The 18,175-nt window shown below is 49.7% G+C and carries 20 protein-coding genes; 18 read left to right on the plus strand and 2 right to left on the minus strand.

From position 1 onward, the window contains the following. The first annotated feature begins 193 nt into the window (after nucleotides 1-193). The 7 genes from N3Z11_RS01310 (at nucleotide 194) to N3Z11_RS01340 (ending at nucleotide 8,211) form a co-directional block, all read left to right on the plus strand. Nucleotides 194-799, plus strand: coding sequence for a cold shock and DUF1294 domain-containing protein (locus tag N3Z11_RS01310; protein WP_260655336.1), 606 nt, complete (start codon nucleotides 194-196; stop codon nucleotides 797-799). Nucleotides 800-801: 2 nt separating this feature from the next. Next, on the plus strand, nucleotides 802-1,545 hold the full coding sequence (locus N3Z11_RS01315; RefSeq protein WP_260655337.1) for an alpha/beta fold hydrolase: 744 nt from the start codon (nucleotides 802-804) through the stop codon (nucleotides 1,543-1,545). Nucleotides 1,546-1,781: 236 nt separating this feature from the next. Then, on the plus strand, nucleotides 1,782-3,701 hold the full coding sequence (locus tag N3Z11_RS01320) for a hypothetical protein (RefSeq protein ID WP_260655338.1): 1,920 nt from the start codon (nucleotides 1,782-1,784) through the stop codon (nucleotides 3,699-3,701). Between the two features lie 3 nt (nucleotides 3,702-3,704). After that, nucleotides 3,705-4,703, plus strand: a complete 999-nt coding sequence (locus N3Z11_RS01325) for a hypothetical protein (RefSeq protein ID WP_260655339.1) — start codon at nucleotides 3,705-3,707, stop codon at nucleotides 4,701-4,703. A 107-nt stretch (nucleotides 4,704-4,810) separates the two neighbouring features. After that, on the plus strand, nucleotides 4,811-6,103 hold the full coding sequence (locus tag N3Z11_RS01330; protein ID WP_260655340.1) for a diguanylate cyclase domain-containing protein: 1,293 nt from the start codon (nucleotides 4,811-4,813) through the stop codon (nucleotides 6,101-6,103). Nucleotides 6,104-6,113: 10 nt separating this feature from the next. Further along, complete coding sequence (locus tag N3Z11_RS01335) at nucleotides 6,114-7,418, plus strand: glycosyltransferase (RefSeq protein ID WP_260655341.1); 1,305 nt, start codon at nucleotides 6,114-6,116, stop codon at nucleotides 7,416-7,418. 79 nt (nucleotides 7,419-7,497) lie between these two features. Next, a complete protein-coding gene (locus N3Z11_RS01340) occupies nucleotides 7,498-8,211 on the plus strand; it encodes a hypothetical protein (RefSeq protein ID WP_260655342.1) in 714 nt (237 codons plus the stop codon). Nucleotides 8,212-8,315: 104 nt separating this feature from the next. Here the strand turns inward: N3Z11_RS01340 and N3Z11_RS01345 are convergent, their stop codons facing one another. After that, on the minus strand, nucleotides 8,316-9,023 hold the full coding sequence (locus N3Z11_RS01345) for an HAD-IA family hydrolase (RefSeq protein WP_260655343.1): 708 nt from the start codon (nucleotides 9,021-9,023) through the stop codon (nucleotides 8,316-8,318). A gap of 183 nt (nucleotides 9,024-9,206) precedes the next feature. Here N3Z11_RS01345 and N3Z11_RS01350 point away from each other — a divergent pair, with 183 nt between their 5' ends. Next, complete coding sequence (locus tag N3Z11_RS01350) at nucleotides 9,207-9,806, plus strand: hypothetical protein (protein ID WP_260655344.1); 600 nt, start codon at nucleotides 9,207-9,209, stop codon at nucleotides 9,804-9,806. Between the two features lie 2 nt (nucleotides 9,807-9,808). On the opposite strand, the gene N3Z11_RS01355 is transcribed toward N3Z11_RS01350, so the two are convergent. After that, nucleotides 9,809-10,438, minus strand: coding sequence for a 4'-phosphopantetheinyl transferase superfamily protein (locus N3Z11_RS01355; protein WP_260655345.1), 630 nt, complete (start codon nucleotides 10,436-10,438; stop codon nucleotides 9,809-9,811). 142 nt (nucleotides 10,439-10,580) lie between these two features. Between N3Z11_RS01355 and N3Z11_RS01360 the strand changes: the two genes are divergently transcribed. From N3Z11_RS01360 to hutH, 10 genes are read left to right on the plus strand one after another with little or no spacing between them, the layout of a single operon-like run. Then, complete coding sequence (locus tag N3Z11_RS01360) at nucleotides 10,581-11,291, plus strand: beta-ketoacyl synthase chain length factor (RefSeq protein ID WP_260655346.1); 711 nt, start codon at nucleotides 10,581-10,583, stop codon at nucleotides 11,289-11,291. After that, nucleotides 11,275-12,066: a lysophospholipid acyltransferase family protein gene (locus tag N3Z11_RS01365; protein ID WP_260655347.1), complete on the plus strand. Its 792-nt coding sequence runs from the start codon at nucleotides 11,275-11,277 to the stop codon at nucleotides 12,064-12,066. The genes N3Z11_RS01360 and N3Z11_RS01365 overlap by 17 nt, the downstream gene beginning before the upstream one ends. Beyond that, nucleotides 12,041-12,307, plus strand: a complete 267-nt coding sequence (locus N3Z11_RS01370) for a phosphopantetheine-binding protein (protein ID WP_260655348.1) — start codon at nucleotides 12,041-12,043, stop codon at nucleotides 12,305-12,307. The genes N3Z11_RS01365 and N3Z11_RS01370 overlap by 26 nt, the downstream gene beginning before the upstream one ends. A 1-nt stretch (nucleotide 12,308) precedes the next feature. After that, complete coding sequence (locus N3Z11_RS01375; protein ID WP_260655349.1) at nucleotides 12,309-12,557, plus strand: acyl carrier protein; 249 nt, start codon at nucleotides 12,309-12,311, stop codon at nucleotides 12,555-12,557. Nucleotides 12,558-12,567: 10 nt separating this feature from the next. Continuing rightward, a complete protein-coding gene (locus tag N3Z11_RS01380; protein WP_260655350.1) occupies nucleotides 12,568-13,104 on the plus strand; it encodes a hypothetical protein in 537 nt (178 codons plus the stop codon). Next, nucleotides 13,097-14,515 carry an AMP-binding protein gene (locus tag N3Z11_RS01385; protein ID WP_260655351.1) on the plus strand — a complete coding sequence of 473 codons (1,419 nt, stop codon included), beginning with the start codon at nucleotides 13,097-13,099 and terminating at the stop codon, nucleotides 14,513-14,515. Before N3Z11_RS01380 ends, N3Z11_RS01385 begins: the two co-directional genes overlap by 8 nt. Continuing rightward, the gene (locus N3Z11_RS01390; RefSeq protein WP_260655352.1) at nucleotides 14,512-14,862 is read left to right on the plus strand and encodes a hypothetical protein; all 351 of its coding nucleotides are present in this window, start codon (nucleotides 14,512-14,514) and stop codon (nucleotides 14,860-14,862) included. The genes N3Z11_RS01385 and N3Z11_RS01390 overlap by 4 nt, the downstream gene beginning before the upstream one ends. Further along, nucleotides 14,859-15,599 carry a glycosyltransferase family 2 protein gene (locus N3Z11_RS01395; protein WP_260655353.1) on the plus strand — a complete coding sequence of 247 codons (741 nt, stop codon included), beginning with the start codon at nucleotides 14,859-14,861 and terminating at the stop codon, nucleotides 15,597-15,599. Before N3Z11_RS01390 ends, N3Z11_RS01395 begins: the two co-directional genes overlap by 4 nt. Further along, nucleotides 15,572-16,561 (plus strand): acetyltransferase, encoded by a 990-nt coding sequence (locus N3Z11_RS01400; RefSeq protein ID WP_260655354.1) that lies wholly within the window; start codon nucleotides 15,572-15,574, stop codon nucleotides 16,559-16,561. Before N3Z11_RS01395 ends, N3Z11_RS01400 begins: the two co-directional genes overlap by 28 nt. Then, nucleotides 16,561-18,174 carry a histidine ammonia-lyase gene (gene hutH, locus N3Z11_RS01405; RefSeq protein WP_260655355.1) on the plus strand — a complete coding sequence of 538 codons (1,614 nt, stop codon included), beginning with the start codon at nucleotides 16,561-16,563 and terminating at the stop codon, nucleotides 18,172-18,174. The genes N3Z11_RS01400 and hutH overlap by 1 nt, the downstream gene beginning before the upstream one ends. The last annotated feature ends 1 nt before the right edge of the window (nucleotide 18,175 follow it).

The raw sequence follows: 18,175 nt of genomic DNA on the forward strand, positions 1-18,175 counted from the left end.
ATGTACAGGGGTACTGAGATAACGGCAGTATATCAGGGCTTGCCAATGGGCTAAACCCGTTTGTTTTTTGTTGGGCAGCTTGATAGCTGCATGAGTTTTGTGCGAAGGGGCACAGTCTTCAGGCGGCAAGTATCCGGATAGCACAGGCCGGCGCTTTTGGTTATGCTGCAAAAAAAATTTTTTCAGGTGCAGGATGCGGGCAAAAGGCAAAATCAGCGAGTGGCAGGACGCAAAAGGATTTGGTTTTATCCGGCCTATGCTGGGTGGTTCAGATGTTTTTTTGCATATTTCAGCGCTGCAAAATAAACAACGCCGGCCGATACCGGGCGATCTGGTGACTTATCGTAAAACGACGGACAGAGCAGGCCGGTCGCAGGCCAAAGAAGTGACTTTTTCCGGTGAAAAACTGCAAGCTACAGGCGAAAAACCCGCGACAATACCGGACTTTCTGGCGTGGAGTTTTTTGTTGTTGCTGGGCGCTGCTGCAGTGTTCCGGCTGCTACCCTGGCAAATCGCCTGTTATTATCTCGGGTGGTCGGCGCTGACTTTTGTCAGCTATGCCAGCGATAAAAAAGCGGCAAAACAACGGCGTTGGCGCACGGCAGAATCCACTTTACAGTTATTGGCAGCGCTTGGCGGCTGGCCGGGCGCTGTGCTGGCGCAAAACAAGCTCAGACATAAATCCAGTAAACACAGCTTTTTATGGTTATTCCGTCTGATGATCCTGCTGAATTTGGCGGCTTTTTTTTGGTTGATGCTGGCGGATAGTGCTTTGCCGCTGCGTCAGCTTCTGGGGTGATGATGAACGGCAATACACTGCTGTTGGTGCCAGGCACCTTATGTGATGAAAGGTTGTGGTTGCCTATGCTCAGTACCCCGGCCGGGCAGCAACTGCAAACAACTTTTGCAATGCAGCATGCCCATATCTGGCAGGCACAAAACCACGCTTTGATGATGGATGCTATTGCCACTGCGGATGCAGAACATCTGGTTGGTTTTTCGCTGGGCGGTTATTTGTTGTTATCCCATCTATTGTCACTCACGCCAGAAAAAGCCAGTCAAATCAAATCGCTGGTATTAATAGCCGCAAGCGCCGGAGCTTTAACGGCAGCAGAGCAAAAAATACGGCAACAAACGCTGAGTTGGTTACAGCATCATCAATATCAGGGCATGTCGCAAAAAAGGCTCAGTGAATTTGTGCACCCGTCCAGGCTTAATGATCCAACAGTCACTGCATCCATTCGGCAGATGGATAAAGAGCTTGGCCATCCAGTGTTACTGAATCAGCTGATACAAACCAGCAACAGGCCCTCGTTGCTGGACGAGATTTATCAGATCCAGTGCCCCGTGCTGATTATTGGCGCCGCTGAGGATCAAAAAGTGCCTTTGACCGCTTTGGAGCAGATCGCTAAGCGTTTGCCGGATGCGCGCTTAGTGGTGCTGCCGCATTGTGGCCATATGCTGCCTTTGGAACAGCCAAAGCAACTGGCCAGCCTGTTGTTGTCGTTTTATCAGCACTGTGGTGTTGTCACCGCTTTGGCATAATAGAGGCGGTGTCTGCTTTTCACCTGGCAAAACGGCACTATCAGAAAAAGTCGTGGATAAATCTGCGTTTCCTTTGATGTAAATCCTTGCCTAAGCGTTTGATAATTTGCTGAATATGTTTACACTGGTTTTCTTCGCTTTTGGACGGATGTGATATGCCAGGTTGTAAACCCTACCTCTTATTATTCAGCCTTACCGGCTTTGTCATCAGCCCTTTCGCATGGTCTGCTAATTCAGTGGAAAAAATGTTGTGGGAAAATGGCCTGGCGAGCTACGAAGCCACAAAAGCCAGCCTGAAAAACAACATGGACTTAAGTGATGTTTCCAGAATTTTATCGTCCCGTTGTGATGCAAAATGGTCCAATACTGATGAAGTTCATGCTTTAGAGCAACAATCGGCGGCTTATAACAGTGATGTTGGTCTGGAGTTTCGCGCCGGTTATACCTCTAAGGATATTCAACGGAATCCGGACGAAAACGAAGGCAATACCTATATGGAGTTGTCCTGGGAGTTGCTGGACAGTGGTTATCTCGATAATCAGTATCAGGCCACCGATTATAAAAGACAGGCCGCCATCAAAGCCGTGCACGGCAAATTAAAACAACACGAAATTAACTACCAATGTCGTCGTTTTAATTTAAACCGGCATTTTGCCGGTTTAGAGCTGCATCTGAATTCAATCAAATTAAAGTTTATGGAAGCAGTTTACGGTGTTGAAAAACAAGCTTATTTTTCCGGCGCCAGTTATCTGGATGAATTGATGATCCCGGAAGAGGACATCATGCTGGCGCGCCAGACACTGGCCCGTTTACATGCAGATCCTACTCTGGCGACCAGCGAGCTGGAGTTGATCAACCCGCCGGTCATTGATGTTGATTTAGCCGCCATACTGCAACAAATCGGGCAAAATAAAGACTTTGCGGAGTCGCATCGTCTGCAGCGGCTAAGGATTGAAGATCAGGCACAACAAGAAGACTCTTTTTTACAGGGCAGCCGTTTTCGTTTGTTTTTAAGAAAAGAGTTTGATGTGTTCAACAGTGGCCAGGAAGACCTGGTGGCCGGTGCCCGCTTGCAGATGCCCATCACTTTTGGCGAAAAAGGATCACAATCTGAAGCAAAGTTAAATCAGCTTGAGCAGGATTTTAGCCACGAACAGTGGGAAATCATGACCCGCACCCGCGTTGCCTATGTGGCTTTGCAGGAGCAGCTGGAACGCACCACCAGGCAGCAATACAGAGTGCTGCGGGCACAGGAAGCGATGCGCCGGGTACAAAGTTATACGGCGCTTGATATGCCGCTGGATATAGCAGCTGTGAATGTGCGTGTTAAATCCTATATTGACGCTGCCATTGAGTTGGGCAACGCCAAACAGGAACTGTACCGCAGAGTGAATGAAATATTTCTGGTCGCGCGGGTGGAATACAACGAGAAGTTTATCAAAGTGAACTCTTTGAATGAGACTGAACACAGGGCTCGCCCCGGTGAGCGTTCTGTGTATATCTGGTCGGAGCAATTTAACCGTTATTCTAACGCAGAGCTCTTTGCGTTATTTGAAACCAAAGGGCTGAAGCATGCATTAGTCAGCGTTGGCAAAAAAGTAGACGCAAAAAAATTATTTGAATTTATGCAAGAGGCTGCTCAGCATCAGGTTCGCGTCAGTCAGTTATTAGGTGAAGCAAAATGGGCGCTGCAAGAACACCACAACGAGGCGCTGGCAGCCGTTGAAGCCAGAGTGCGATATGGGGATGGCATTCATCTGGATATAGAACCGCATGCCCTGGCAGAGTACAAAGCCAATCCAAAGCAGGTGCTGCAGGATTTAACTAAGTTGGTTACTGCCATACGCCAGCGGCATCCGGATATCAATTTAACCCTGTCTGTGCCGCATCATTGGCCGGCTGAAGTGTTGCGCACCCTCGGCAATGATGTCGACCGCGTGTATTTAATGGCCTATGAAACCAGCGACGCTGAAGTGATTAGCCGCCGGATTAAAACCGTGCTGGCTTCAGTACCCCGGGAAAAGCTGGTGGTCGCGCTTCGAAAGCAGGATTTTAATACCGAGTTGCAATTAGAAGCGGCGATAGAGTTATTAGGTCAGGCGACAGGCGTCACCCAATTTGCCGTTCACAAGCTTGATATTTATACACAGGAGTAACCGGTGAATTTATATAACCGCAAAAGTCTGATCACTGCGGCACCGGAAGGTACACCGGTGACGTCATATAAACCCAGTATTACCAAGTGGATTTATTTTAGCCTGGTGATTTTGCTGGTTGCTTATCTTATCTACCTGTTGATAAAACCTTATTACCTGATTGAAGCACAAGGCTTGGTTGATGTTGAGGTTCGTGATGTGCTGGCTGAGCGGGATGGCATCATGCTGCAACTGGCAGTAAAACAAGGCCAGAGCTTTAAAAAGGGTGAGCTGTTAGCGAGCTTTGCCGCAGAAAAACGCTGCACTGCCGAGCCCGATCCGGTGCTGGAGAAGCTGTCATTTGATATGCAGCTTGTTAATAATGACATTCAGGCATTACAACGTGAAAAAGCCGCTTTAGCTGCGATGCCAGCGACTACAGATAGTATGCAACGGGCTCTGGAGGTGAATGCTTCCTTGTTCCGTCAGCAGCAACAACAACAGCAAAAACAGCAGCAAGAGCTGGATAAGCTAAATCTGGATATTAACAAGGAACAAGAGCGGCTGGCCATTATGGTCGGGCGGCACAGTCGTCTGCTTGAGGCAAAACGGCAACAACCTGTCGATGAAGCTTGTCTGGAAAAACACATTTATGCCGGCGAAGATGGGCAGGTCAGGGAAGTCAAAGTATTAGCGCAGGATTTTGCGGTGAAAGGCCGGCCCATTTTGAAATACAGCCCGGCAGAAGCTCAGGTGCGTGTGGTGTTTCTGGCGGATGCCAAGTTGTATCGTTCTTTTGCTCAGCAATCACAGCTGGTGGTGTCCTTCCCGGATGGTTCCGAAAGTTTTGGCCGTGTTGAGCAGATTGAATCTGTGGCGAGTCAAATCAGCGGTAATCTGAATGATTTACTTGCGAAGGACAAGGTGCAATTACGCATGACGCTGGTGCCGGTCAACCCCGCCGATAACAGTTTGTGGCGCATGTTTGAGAGACTACCGGTAGCAGTGAGAGGGTCATTATGATGAAGCAGCCGTTGCAATTGGTGTTTGCACAAAACAATAAACCTCTCCTGCAAGCGACAACAACATTTGAAAGCCTGGATAAGGTCGACTGGCAGCAGGTATCCTGTTTGTTGCTTGACGCTGCTGACATCAGCACAGCTTATGCGGCACTGGTGAAGTTGCGGCAACATAGTTCGCCACATTGCTATTTAAGGCCGGTGGTGTTTGTTGCTGATACAGAGCGTCAGAGCGGTTGGCAATGGCATTCTGCTGATGCGGTGTTAGTGCTGCAGGGTGACCAGCTGTTTGAGCAGGTTGCAGTGCCGGATCAGCTGGAAATGATTAACCGCTGGATTGACAATCTGCCGCAGCAGGAAAGAGGCGCAGATGGTCATTTACAGGTCAAAGTGCTGCGGTTGTTAGCCAGCCGTCAGTCAACTGCCGAACCCCAGGCAACACCAACAAATTACAACGGTTATGTTTATCCGCTGTTACAGCCGGTGTTTTCAATACAAGACATGGGCGTGATGCAAACGCTGGGTTTTCTGGAACAGCAGAATTTATTATCAGCGACCTTGTTTGATCGGGCACATTTTTGTATTCACTGTGACAGCGCCTTTCTCAATTTTAAAGAAACTTGTGTGGCCTGTGGCTCCCACGACCTGGATGTGGTTGAGTTGGTGCACCATTTTAGTTGTGGTTTCACCGCTGACATAACCCGTTTTAAAGCTGGCGGCGACGCATTAATCTGCCCAAAATGTGATAAACATCTGCGCCATATCGGTGTCGATTATGACAAACCATCGACGGTGAATAAGTGCCGCCTTTGTCAGCATGTCAGCCAGGAAGGCAATGTGGTGGCGAAGTGTTTTAACTGCAACTGCACGACTGAAGCAAAGTTTCTCGATTTGCGACGCATTAATAGTTACAAGCTGACTTCTGTTGGTTTAAATGCCGCTTTTTATGGTCTGAAGACCTATTTTACCGATATTCTGGAAAATGAACTGCAACTGCTGTCGTTGCGCGAGTTTGAGTTGTTTGCCAATGTTGAAGCTGCCCGCATCGCCCGTTACGGCAAGTCACAAAGCGCGTTGGCGATAGTCCGGTTTGTCGGACTGGATAAAATACATCTGGAACTGGGGAGCAAAGCCAAACAAATTTTTACTGAGCTGGCAGGGATATTTAAAACCATATTGCGTGAAACCGATATTATCACCGCCTACAACGAAAGTATGTTTGCGATTTTAATGCCGGAAACCAGTCAGGATAACGCTGCATTAGCTCTTTCCAGGCTGCAAAAATCTGTTGAGCAGTTATTTACCGAAAACTTTGACCGCTCGTTGGACATCCAACAGCATGCGCTGGCTGTGACGTCAGAATTGCAGGTACGGGATGCATTAGAGCGGTTTTTAAATCAATGAGACTTTACTCTTGATTGAACAAGCCTTTGTATTCTTTATCAATCTGAGTGGCTGGCAACTGTTGGGTTACTTTTGGCCGTTTTTTATGATTGATATGGTGCGCTACGTGCTGCTGGAAGGCGTGGTGTTACTGCAATATTTACCGCAGCGTAAGCGAAAGGCGGCATTATACGCAGCGGCAAGGCAGCAGCTGTTCAGTCAAAAGCCTCTGATCTCAGTGATAGTGCCGGGTAAAAACGAAGGCCGGTATATTCCGAAACTGGTGCAAACCTTGCGTCAGCAAAGTTACCCTTTTTACGAGCTGATTGTGGTGGATGATGGTTCAGATGATGCCACGCCTGAAATTTGCCGGGAATTAGAGCGTAATGGCTTGATTGACTGTTTTATCCGCAACGAAATTCGTGGTGGAAAAGCATCGGCCGCCAATACGGCCCTGCAGTTTGCGAAGGGCCGTTATATTGTGCATATCGACGCTGATTCACACATGGAGCGGGATGCGCTGGAAACAATTTTATTGCCTTTTTTAATGGATGCCGACGTTGGCTGTGTGGGTGGTGATGTGCGGGTGGCGAATTATGAGGATAGTTTTGCCGCCCAGATTCAGCGGATTGAGTACAGCAAAAGCATCATGGTGGGTCGTACCGTGGCTTCCCATCTGGGTCTTCTGCGTATAGTGTCGGGCGCTTATGGTGCATTTCGCCGGGATATTCTCGAGGCCATTCATGGCTGGGACGTTGGTCCTGGATTAGATGGTGATATTACGCTGAAGATCCGCAAAATGGGTTTTAAAGTGGTGCATGAACCGGCCAGTGTTTGTTATACCAATGTGCCAACCAGTTACACTAAGTTAGCCAAACAGCGCTACCGTTGGGATAAATCCATGATTAGGTTTCGTCTGCGCAAACACCGCGACATCCTGTGGCCGTCTGAATCCTTTCGCTGGCGCAACTTTATAACAGTGGCTGACAATTTATTTTTTAATTTGCTGCTCGACATTAAGTGGGTGATTTACTTTTTCCAGATTATTCAACTCAGCTCTGGTTATATTGCTTTTTTAATCATCCTCAATTATTTCTTTTATGTGTGTGCAAATTTGGTGCAGTGGTTGTTCTCGGCAATGATGCTACGGAGCCTCAACCAAAAACCAATGTATCAATCGGTCATGTTTATTCCACTGATGCCGATATATACAGGAACCTATTTAAGGTTGATTCGCACCTTTGCCTATGTGATGGAATTGCTGCATAAACGTTCTTATGTTGACAGGTGGAATCCGTGGAAAGTTTCGAAGATTGCAAAGCGGAATAAACTGTAAGATAATTGTCGAAATTTTGCTCTCCTTTATTCGCTAACAAGTGAAGGTCATGATGAAGAAGTATGTTGTAGGACTTTTGTTGTCTGTTATCTCAGCAACTGCAAGCGCGGGTATTATCAAGATTGATACCGCTCAATGGTCACACCAGGCTGGCCCATCGAATGACCTCACCACGGGGAATTGGGTTGGCGTAAAAGGTCAGGCACCGGAAAAACACAGTAATTCTTCCGGCGCCTTGGTCAGTGACTTCCGGGTTTTTGGCGATTTCCTGTTCAGTGGTTTTTTTTCACCGACCAAACGAGAGTACGATGACAATGACATCGTTGGTCTGGTATTTGGCTGGCAGGATCCAAAAAACCACTACCGTTTAGGCTGGACTCAAACCCAGCGCCCGGGCACAGACGATGATAAATCCTTTGCCGATATTACCGGTCGTACCGGGTTGTTTTTGATTCGCGAAGTGAACGGTAAGTCAGAAACTTTATTTAATATCAAAGATTTGTTCTGGGAAGATAACGCAAGTTACAGCTTTAACGTTAAACGTGAAGCGAACCAGTTAAAGCTGGATTTTGCCGGCAACGTATTTGCTGTGACAGATTCAACCTTCCTCAGTGGCCATCTTGGTGTTTACACTGAAAGCCAAACAGCCAAATTCTGGAATTTAAAGGCCGAAGATAAAACAACATTAAAACCACCACTATCAGTCCCTGTATCTGAGCCGGGAGCTGTGATGTTTTTTTCAGGTTTAGTGATAGCTGCAGCAGTTCGTCGCAGACGTGAGCAGAATGCCTGAAGCTCGTTAAATCACCCGTCGAAACGCCGCTTAAATAGCGGCGTTTTTATTTGCGTTTTGCCGCCTGCTGCCTGAATCCATCTATCCCCTGGTAAACAACAGTCTCAGCCAAATGTGGCCAAATCGTCCAATTGATGCAATTCAACATGGGGCAATGTTTTAAGCTTTGCTGTTGTGTCAGGTGTCAGATTCAGCCAGGCCGCCTGACAACCGGCGCTCAGCGCGCCTAATACATCAGATTTAACATGGTCACCAATATGCAAAATATGTTGTGCTGGCAACGCTAAGCGCTCAGCGGCCGTTAAAAACATATCCGGATAAGGTTTCATCCGGCCATCTGGCCCGGCGCGCAGCGAAAACTGAAATAAATCGGCAATGCCCATTTTTTCAATGTCGGCATTGCCATTGGTAATGGCTACCAAAGGAAAACGTTCTGCCAGCTGCTGCAACAACGGCCGTACATGGGGCGCTAACTGAATATCGGTGCGCGCCTGCAAAAATGCCGACATGGCAAGTTCAGCAATTTCCGTGGCCTGCGCCGGGCGCATGCCCTGAGCTGTTAAACCGCGTTGCAGCGCCAATAAACGCCAGCGGCTGACGTCGTGGCGTACCTCTGCATCCTCTGTTGCCAGAATTTTACGCTGCTCAAACCAATAAACAGTGTTGTTATGAAAAGATACCGGTAATAACTGCGCCAGCTGCTGCTGCATCGCAACTTCAGCTTTGGCAATCACTGCCGTATTGGCGTACAGCGTATCGTCCAGGTCAAAGGAAAGGGCTTTGACCGGGGCAAGGGCTTTGTATATCCGCATTAATTTTCAGGTCCTGATTCGAAACGGCAGGTTGGATTATCCGGCGGCCGCATATTTTTGACCAGCGGCAAGCTGATTTTAATTCAGGAAATTATGTTATTCAGATGTTTCTTTTGTTATGCTCCAACCGCCTTTTTGGCGGCGGTATAGCCAATATTATTAATCTAACTACAAGGAATGACTGTGATTTTTCGTGGACTTATTTTAACCCTTATGTTGCTGCTCGGTGGTTGTGCTTCATCTTCAATGGTCAAAGCTCCCAATCAACAACTGGCGGCGGTACCTGCTGATAAAGCGCAGGTTGTGTTTTTGCGTTCGTCGTTGTTCGGCGCCGCAATTAGCGCACCTATGTTTGATGTCACTCAATCAGAACCGGCTTTTATTGGTATTCTCGACAACTCCAGCAAATTGATGGTGGAAGTTCCGGCGGGCAAAAATACCTTTATGGTGGTTTCCGAAGCTGCGGATTTCCTGGAGGCCGATCTGGTGGCAGGGAAAAGGTATTATGCGGTGGTCACACCAAGAATGGGGGCCTGGAAAGCCCGTTTTTCCATTTGGCCGGTCCGTGCCGACGGCAATGCTGAATTTAAAAAAGCAGATCCAAAGGTGCAAAAAATAATCAGCAATACAGTGCTGATGCAAAATTCCCCGAAATCTGAAGCCTGGTTTGAAAAAAACAAAACCGACATCAAGAGCAAACAAGCTGAATACTGGCCGGTATGGCAGCAAAAAGCACCGGGTGAATTGTTAGAGCGCACGCTGTTACCAACAGACGGCGAATAAGCTTAAGGAAGCTGCAGCAGCTGTTGTTGCTGCAGTGATATAAGACGTTGCTGGCTGGCAACACAAAACTGATAGCCCAGTTGTTGCCAGCACTTTAGCTCTGGGGCAAGTTCAGGCTCTGGTTGTGCCAGCAGTGCAAATAAATCACCGCCACTGAGTTTGAGAGTCGCTTCCAGCGCCGTCCAGCGCAGATAAAACTGCTCATCTGAAGCACAATAATTGCCAAGCGCCGGATATAAAGTGGCATAAGGTTGTTTATCCCGCTGCGGGCAAATGTACTCAACATCCAGGCCAACAGCACCAATGCTGCTCAGCACGACAGCCACCATATCTTTGCTGTGGCTGACAGAACAATAATATTTTGTACCTGCCACCCACAGTTCCGGCTTTTGCTCTGCCGGCAGGCTGATCAACACTTGCTGCTGAGTCACGTTCAATTGCTGGCAGCATAACTGTCGTAATAAAGCCCTGGACCAGACAAAACTCTGAGTGCGCTTGGCTGATTTGCCGTTTAACCATTGTAATTCTGTGTGATTTAACCAGTGCAAAGGCAGAGGTTGTGCTGACTTTAACAGCACAAAATGCAGTGATAATGCATGAACTTGGGCTGAATCTGGCTTGGTTGTTGGCATAATAAGGCGCTCGGCTTTGTATTCTTGGGTTTACAAATTTGCTGCGATTTGGGTATGATGTGGCGATTGCATGCAGCTATTGTCGGCGAAGCCGCGTTGTTTTAGAAGAGCTTCATGAACATGTTTTGGTTGAGTAGTTTTTATGGATTTTTTTATCAAAGGCTGGCAATTCTGGCCAGCTGAACCCGGCCCGGACGCCGGCGCTTTCGACCAGACATCTGCAGAGCCGGCATGGCCAGCCTTACCTCAGGTTCCCGCCATGCAAAGGCGAAGATTAAGTCCCTTGACCAAAATTGCCTTTGATGTTGCCTTTAGTCAGGCGATTGATGCCGGCACACCGCTGGTATTTGCCTCCCGTCATGGTGATTTGCCTAAAACAGCAGAATTGTTGTTTGATGTGGCGCAGCAACAGCCCTTGTCACCCACCCAGTTTGCTTTGTCGGTGCATAACGCCATTGTTGGTCAATACAGTATTTTTCAGCAGCATCAGGCGGCACATTCATCAGTGGCCGGCGGCGACAGTAGCTTGCATTACGCTGTGCTTGAGGCTTTTGGCCTGATGTCTGATGCCCAGGTGACTGAAGTGCTGGTGGTTTATGCCGACCAGCCGGTGCCTGAGTTATACCAGAGTTTTTGCCCGCAGCCAGTCAGTGCCAGAGCCGCAGCTTTGTTATTGTCCAAAACCGAAGGTGAAGCGATGCGGCTGAATTATCTGCCTGCTGCAGCTGAGCCGGCGCAGGATGAAGTGGCAGCCTTGCAGGCATTTTTGCAGTCGGCGCAATCAGGCTGTGCCATTCAGACCCAAAGTGCGCTCTGGCAGTGGCAGCGGAGGCATCATGTGGCAGAAGCTTAATCACCTCTACCGCATTCTGGCCACGGGTTTTTGTTTTAGTGTTTTTGGGCTCGGTGGTCTGGTGTTGTCGCTGCTGGTGTTTCCGGTGCAACGCTTGTTAATTCCGGATCAGCATAAACGCCGTCAGGTTGCCCGTTATACAGTGCATCGCAGTTTCAGGTTTTTTATTGGCCTGATGCGTGGCCTCGGGGTATTTAATTTTGATTTTCCGGCCAAAGCTGAGCTGGAACAAAGTAAAGGTAAAATTCTGATCGCCAATCACCCCAGCCTGATTGATGTGGTGGCGCTGATTTCAATGTTGCCGCAGGCAGATTGTGTGGTGAAAGCGCAGTTGTTTCGCAACCCTTTTATGCGCGGGGTGATTCAGTCCACCGGTTATCTGACCAATGCCGACCCGGATTTGTTATTGCACGACTGCGCCGCTTCGTTAAAAAGTGGCAATACGCTGATTATTTTTCCGGAAGGCACCCGCACCACACCAGGGCTGGCACAGCATTTTCAGCGCGGCGCGGCCAATATAGCGCTGCGCAGTGGTTGCAATTTTTTTGCTTGTTTTATTCAATGCAAACCAAGCACTTTAACCAAAGATGAAGCCTGGTATCAGGTACCGGCGCAAAAGCCGACGTTAAAAATCCGGGTATTGCGTGAAATTGATATCCAGCCATTTTTACAACTGGAATCGGCGTCTCTGGCTGCACGGCAGCTCAGCCGCGAATTAGAAACTTTTTATCATCAGGTAATGACAACTCATGGAACAACTGAAAACCGAACTTAAACAGCTGATTATCAGCAGTCTGGAATTAGAGGATATCAGTGTGGATGATATTGACGATGCCGCCCCGCTTTTTGTTGACGGGCTTGGGCTGGATTCAATCGACGCACTGGAGCTGGGTCTGGCAATTAAAAAACGTTACAACATCAAAATAGATGCCAACGAAAAACAAACCCAACAACATTTTGCCAGCATTAACAATCTGGCGGCTTATGTCAAACAGCAAGCAGTACTGGAGAACTGACATGAAAACTAAAGAAGACGTACTCAAGCTGTTAACCAACATTCTGGTTGAAGAGTTTGAACTGGATGCAGGACAAATTCATCCGGACGCGCATTTATATCAGGATCTGGATTTAGACAGCATTGATGCTGTGGATCTGGTGGTGAAGCTGCGCGAGCTGACAGGACGCAAAATAGAGCCTGACGCTTTTAAACAGGTTCGCACCGTTGGCCATGTGGTTGACGAAGTTTATCAGTTAACTCAAGCCTGATTCATCTGAAGTGAAATCATTGCTGCTTGGACTTGGCACACTGTTGTATCCGGTGTGGGTGTATGCCTCCGTCAGTTATGGCTGGTTATGGCTGGCCCCTGTGCCTTTATTGCTGTTGTTATTGGCCAGGTTATGGCAGCACAAAGATCCGCAGCAACGCGGTTTTGCCGCTCTGACTCTGCTGGTGCTGCTGCTTGCACTGCTGGCCGGTCAGACCGAGCTGGCGCTGCTGTATTATCCGGTGTGGATCAACGCCGGTTTGTTGCTGATATTTGCCTGGTCGTTATATTTCCCGCCAACAGTGATTGAACGGCTTGCCCGGCTGATGGAAGGTGAATTGCCCGAATCCGGCATACGCTACACCCGCAAGGTGACTCAGGTCTGGTGTCTGTTTTTTTTCGGCAATGGCAGTGTTGCTGCCTGGTTGGCCTGGTACGGCAACTGGCAGTGGTGGCTGTGGTACAACGGCGCACTGTCTTATCTGCTGATGGGTTTGCTGTTTGGGGCTGAATATCTGGTGCGCCGTCGGGTGAGACAACATGGCTGAGTTCTGGCATTTTGCCTGGCCTTCGTTTGCCGAGCCGTTGTTTCTGGCCGGTGATGCCGACCTGACTGACAGCGTTGCAGCAGGCCTGCATCCGGGGCAGGCCACAGTCACAGCAGGAGATTTCCTGCTGCTGTTACAGCAGGCCACACAACAAGCTTTGCAATTACCCGGACAGCGCGTGATGCTGTATCAGCCAGACAGTTATCTGTTTGTGGTGTCATTATTTGCATTATTGCAAGCCGGTAAAACAGTGTTGCTGGCGCCTAATGGTTTGCCGGACACGCTGGCGCAGGCCGCTGTATTTACCGACGTTCAGCTTGCTGCAGATTGGCTGGCGGAAGCTGCTCAGTCTGGCGGCAGTCTGGTCAGTTCTGCTGCCGGCTGTCAGTTGCCGCTTGCTGGCGAGCTGGTGTTTTTTACCTCAGGCTCCAGCGGCGCACCCAAGCTGGTCAGTAAAAAACTGTGGCAATTGCAGCGGGAAATTGACGTCTTGTCGCAAACCTTTGCTCAGTTTGGCGCAACAACCAAGCCGTTGGTCGCCGCCACTGTGCCACCTCAGCATATTTATGGTTTGTTATTCCGGTTGTTATGGCCGCTGAGCCGTGGCTGGACACTGGCGCGCGGCACAGTGCATTTTGTCGGGCAATGGCTGGCGCTGTGCCGTTATCAGCAGCCTGTGCTGTTGATCAGCAGTCCGGCGCATTTGTGCCGTTATCAGGATGCGGCTGAGTTATTACAACAACAACCAGCACTGCGCCAACAGTTACTGGCGGTGTTCAGTTCCGGCGGCCCGCTGGCAAGTCAGGACGCCGCCCGTTTTTATCAGCAGACAGGGCTGGCACCTCTGGAAATTTATGGCAGCACTGAAACCGGTGGCATAGGCTGGCGCCAATACCAGCCTGAGCAACCTGAGCCGGCCTGGCAGGCTTTTGCGGCCATCAAGCTGCGACAGGATGAACAGGGCTGTTTAGAGTTAATCTCACCTTATTTGCCGGATGACACCTGGTTTCAAACGGCCGATCTGGTGAGCTTAGAGTCGCCGCGGCATTTTCGTTTGCATGGCAGAGCCGACCGTATTGTGAAACTGGCAGAAAAACGCCTGGCGCTTGGCGAAGTTGAACGCTGTTGTGCTGAATTGCCTTATGTTGAGCAGGCGGTCGCTTTGGTGTTGCCAGGGCGCAGCGCTACATCAAGGCCGCAGCTGGCGCTGGTGGTGCTGTTAAATCAGCAGGGCCGGCTGTTGCTGGCACAACTTGGTAAATTGCAGCTGAATCAGCAGATAAAGCAGAAGCTGGCCGCCCGTTTTGAAACTGTGTTATTGCCACGACGTTTTAGTTATCCGGCTCAGTTGCCATTTAATGCGCAGGGCAAATTACCACGCCAGGCGCTGGAGTTATTGTTTTTATCATGAATAAACTGTTCCCGACTATTGTGCAGCAACAGCAAACAGAGCAGGGCGTGACCCTGCTGCTGGCTATCGACGCTGATTTACATTATTTCCAGGGCCATTTTCCGGGCGCGCCTGTGCTGGCAGGTGTGGCGCAGCTGGATTGGGCTGTGCAATTTAGTCAGCAGTTACTGATGGGACCACGTGCAGTGCAGGCGGTGGAAGTGCTGAAGTTTCAGGTGATGGTGCAGCCGGGTTGCCAGCTGAGTCTGGAATTACAACAACAAAAAACCGACACCAGCACTTTTTGTTATTGGCTTGATGGCAACAAAGTGGCGTCAGGCCGGTTAAAGTGGGAGACGTCGGTTTGAAACGTTGTTTTGTGATTCCGGTTTACAACCACCCCGACACTATTGCCGCTACTGTCCGTTCTTTATTGCAGTTTGAGCTGCCCATTATTGTGGTGGATGACGGCTCTGATGAGCGCACCAAAGCTGAACTTTCCAAACTGGCAGCAGAGCTTTCTACACTTGAGCTGGTGACTTTGCCAGAAAACCTCGGCAAAGGTGGTGCTGTGATGGCTGGTTTAAGCCGGGCCTTTGCGCGTGGTTTTAGCCATGCGCTGCAGGTGGATGCCGATGGCCAGCATAATCTGGCTGATATTCCGCTGTTGTGGCAACGTTCTGTCGAGCAGCCGCTGGCGCTGATCAGCGGTGCGCCTGTCTATGACAACTCAATTCCAACGGGCCGCAAAATTGGCCGCTATATCACCCACTTCTGGGTCTGGGTTGAAACCTTAAGTTTTAGTGTGAAAGACACTATGTGTGGTTTTCGGGTTTATCCACTGGCGTCCTGCATGCAGTTATTTGCCAAAAAACGGCCGGGCCTGCGGATGGACTTTGATATTGAAGTGATGGTGCGGCTTTATTGGCAGCAGGTGCCGCTGCTGTTTGTACCGACCAAAGTGATTTACCCCGAAGGTGGCCGTTCGCATTTTATGGTGGTGCGGGATAACTGGCTGATCAGCAAAATGCACAGCAGATTGTTTTTTGGCATGTTATGGCGCCTGCCGCAGTTGTTATGGCGAAAATGCAGGAAATCCGGTTAATGCAGCAGCAAGAACACTGGGCCAAACAACAGGAAAGCGGCAGTTACAGCGGTATCCGCTTTTTGCTGTTTTGCTACCGTATTGGCGGTAAATTTTTGATTTTGTTGGTGCTTGCTCCGGTGCTTTGGTATTTCGTCTGCAGCAACAGCCGTGCCCGTCAGTCGTCGTTAAAATTTTTGCAAAAAGTCCATCAGCAGCTGGGGGCGGCGAGCCCTTTTCAAAGTACGCCGGGTTATCAACAGGCTTATCTGCACTTTCGCAGTTTTGCGCTGGAAGCGCTGGCCAAAATTGATGGCTGGCTTGGGCGTATTCCCGCTGACCACATTCAGCAACAAGGCCAGGTACAGTTTGCCGATTTAGTGGCGGGCGGCAAAGGCGGCATTTTAATGGGCAGCCATCTGGGTAACCTGGAATTGTGCCGTGCTATGTCAGCCGGCAAATACCATACCCGTATTCATGTGTTGGTATTTACCCGCCATGCTGCGGCTTTTAATAAAGCTTTGCGCCAGACCAACCCGCAGGTGGAAGTGAATTTAATTCAGGTCGACAGCATCAACCCTGTGCTGGTGATGCAACTGAAAGAGTGGGTTGAACAAAACGAATTTATTGTCATTGTGGGTGACCGGATTTCGGTGACTGCACCGGAACGAATGGTATTTGCGCCCTTTTTGGGCGAGCCTGCGCCTTTTGCCATAGGGCCCTGGGTGCTGGCCAGTGTGCTGGAGTGTCCGGTGTACCTGATGTTTTGCATGCGTGAGGGGGACCGTTATCAGCTGACGCTGGAAGAAGTGGCAGATCAGGTGGTGTTACCCCGGAAAAACCGGCAGCAGGCGCTGGAAGGCTATATCCGGCAATACGCCAGTGCGCTGGAGCAGTACGCGCTGCGTTACCCGCTGCAATGGTTTAATTTTTATGATTTCTGGCAGCTGCCCGCTGCTGCCAATAACAAGGATCCACAATAGTGACGTCAGTGACCTCTGCAGTTTTTACACCGGCTGAATTCTCCACTACTGAGGCTGGCCCCAGGCGCCAGCATAAGGCACAGGTATGTTTTGGTCAGGGCCGGATTTCTTTGTACGACATCACGGCGCTGGCCCGCGCCCAATGCAGCGCCACTTTAACCGGCGACAGCAGCTTCTGGCAGCGCATTGATGCCGGTGTGGCATTTCTGGACAAGCTGCTCAAAGAAGACGGTGTGATTTATGGCGTAACCACAGGCTATGGCGACAGTGTCACTGTAAAAGTGCCTTTGTCGCAAGTGTATGAATTACCAATGCATTTAACCCGTTTTCATGGGTGTGGTTTAGGCGATGAATTCAGCAAAGAACAAAGCAGGGCCGTACTGGCCACCCGTTTGTGCTCACTAAGTCAGGGTTATTCCGGGGTCAGCCGCGATTTATTAAGCCTGCTGCAAGACTTTTTAAACCACGACATAGTGCCTTGTATTCCACAGGAAGGCAGTGTGGGCGCCAGCGGGGATTTAACGCCGTTATCTTATGTGGCAGGTGCCCTGATTGGCGAACGTGAGGTGATGTTCCGTGGTGAACGCCGTTGTTCTTTGGATGTGATGAGCGAGCTTGGTTTAACGCCTTTAACTTTAAGGCCGAAAGAAGGGCTGGCGGTGATGAACGGCACCGCAGTGATGACAGCTTTGGCTTGTCTGGCCTATGAAAGAGCCGAATATCTGACCCGGTTGTCCAGCCGCATCACAGCGCTGATGAGTCTGGCGCTCAAAGGCAACAGCCATCATTTTGATGACATTTTGTTTAGCGTCAAACCGCATCAGGGCCAGAATCAGGTCGCGGCCTGGATCCGTCACGATTTAAATCATTACGAACATCCGCGTAACGCCGACCGCTTGCAGGACAGATATTCCATTCGTTGTGCGCCTCATATTATCGGCGTGCTGCGCGACGCTTTACCCTGGTTTCGTCACACCATCGAAAATGAATTAAACAGCGCCAACGACAACCCGATAGTGGATGGCATAGGTGAGCATGTGCTGCATGGCGGGCATTTTTATGGTGGCCACATTGCCATGGTGATGGACAGTATGAAAACCGCTGTTGCCAACCTGGCCGATTTACATGACCGGCAAATGGCGCTGCTGATGGACACTAAATACAACAACGGGTTGCCGGCTAATCTGAGTGCAGCTGCGCCGGAGCGTCGTTTTATCAATCATGGTTTTAAAGCGGTGCAGATTGGTTGTTCAGCCTGGACAGCGGAAGCGTTAAAACTGACGATGCCGGCCAGTGTATTTTCCCGCTCTACCGAATGCCATAACCAGGACAAAGTGAGTATGGGCACTATTGCCGCCCGCGACTGTTTGCGGGTGTTGCAGCTGACAGAACAAGTGATGGCTGCTGCTTTGCTGGCGGTGCAGCAGGGGGTACAACTGCGTATTCAGCAACAGGAACTGGCAGAGCAGAGTTTAGTGCCCGAGCTGCAGCGGATGCTGGCGCAATTACAGCAGGATTATGGCCTGGTGACCGAAGACAGGCCGCTGGAAGGCAGTTTAAGGTCGCTGGTGAATGCTATTCAACAGCAGCAATGGCCTTTGTATCAGGAGTAAA

This window comes from Rheinheimera sp. 4Y26, from assembly GCF_025245835.1.
Taxonomy (GTDB): Bacteria; Pseudomonadota; Gammaproteobacteria; order Enterobacterales; family Alteromonadaceae; genus Pararheinheimera.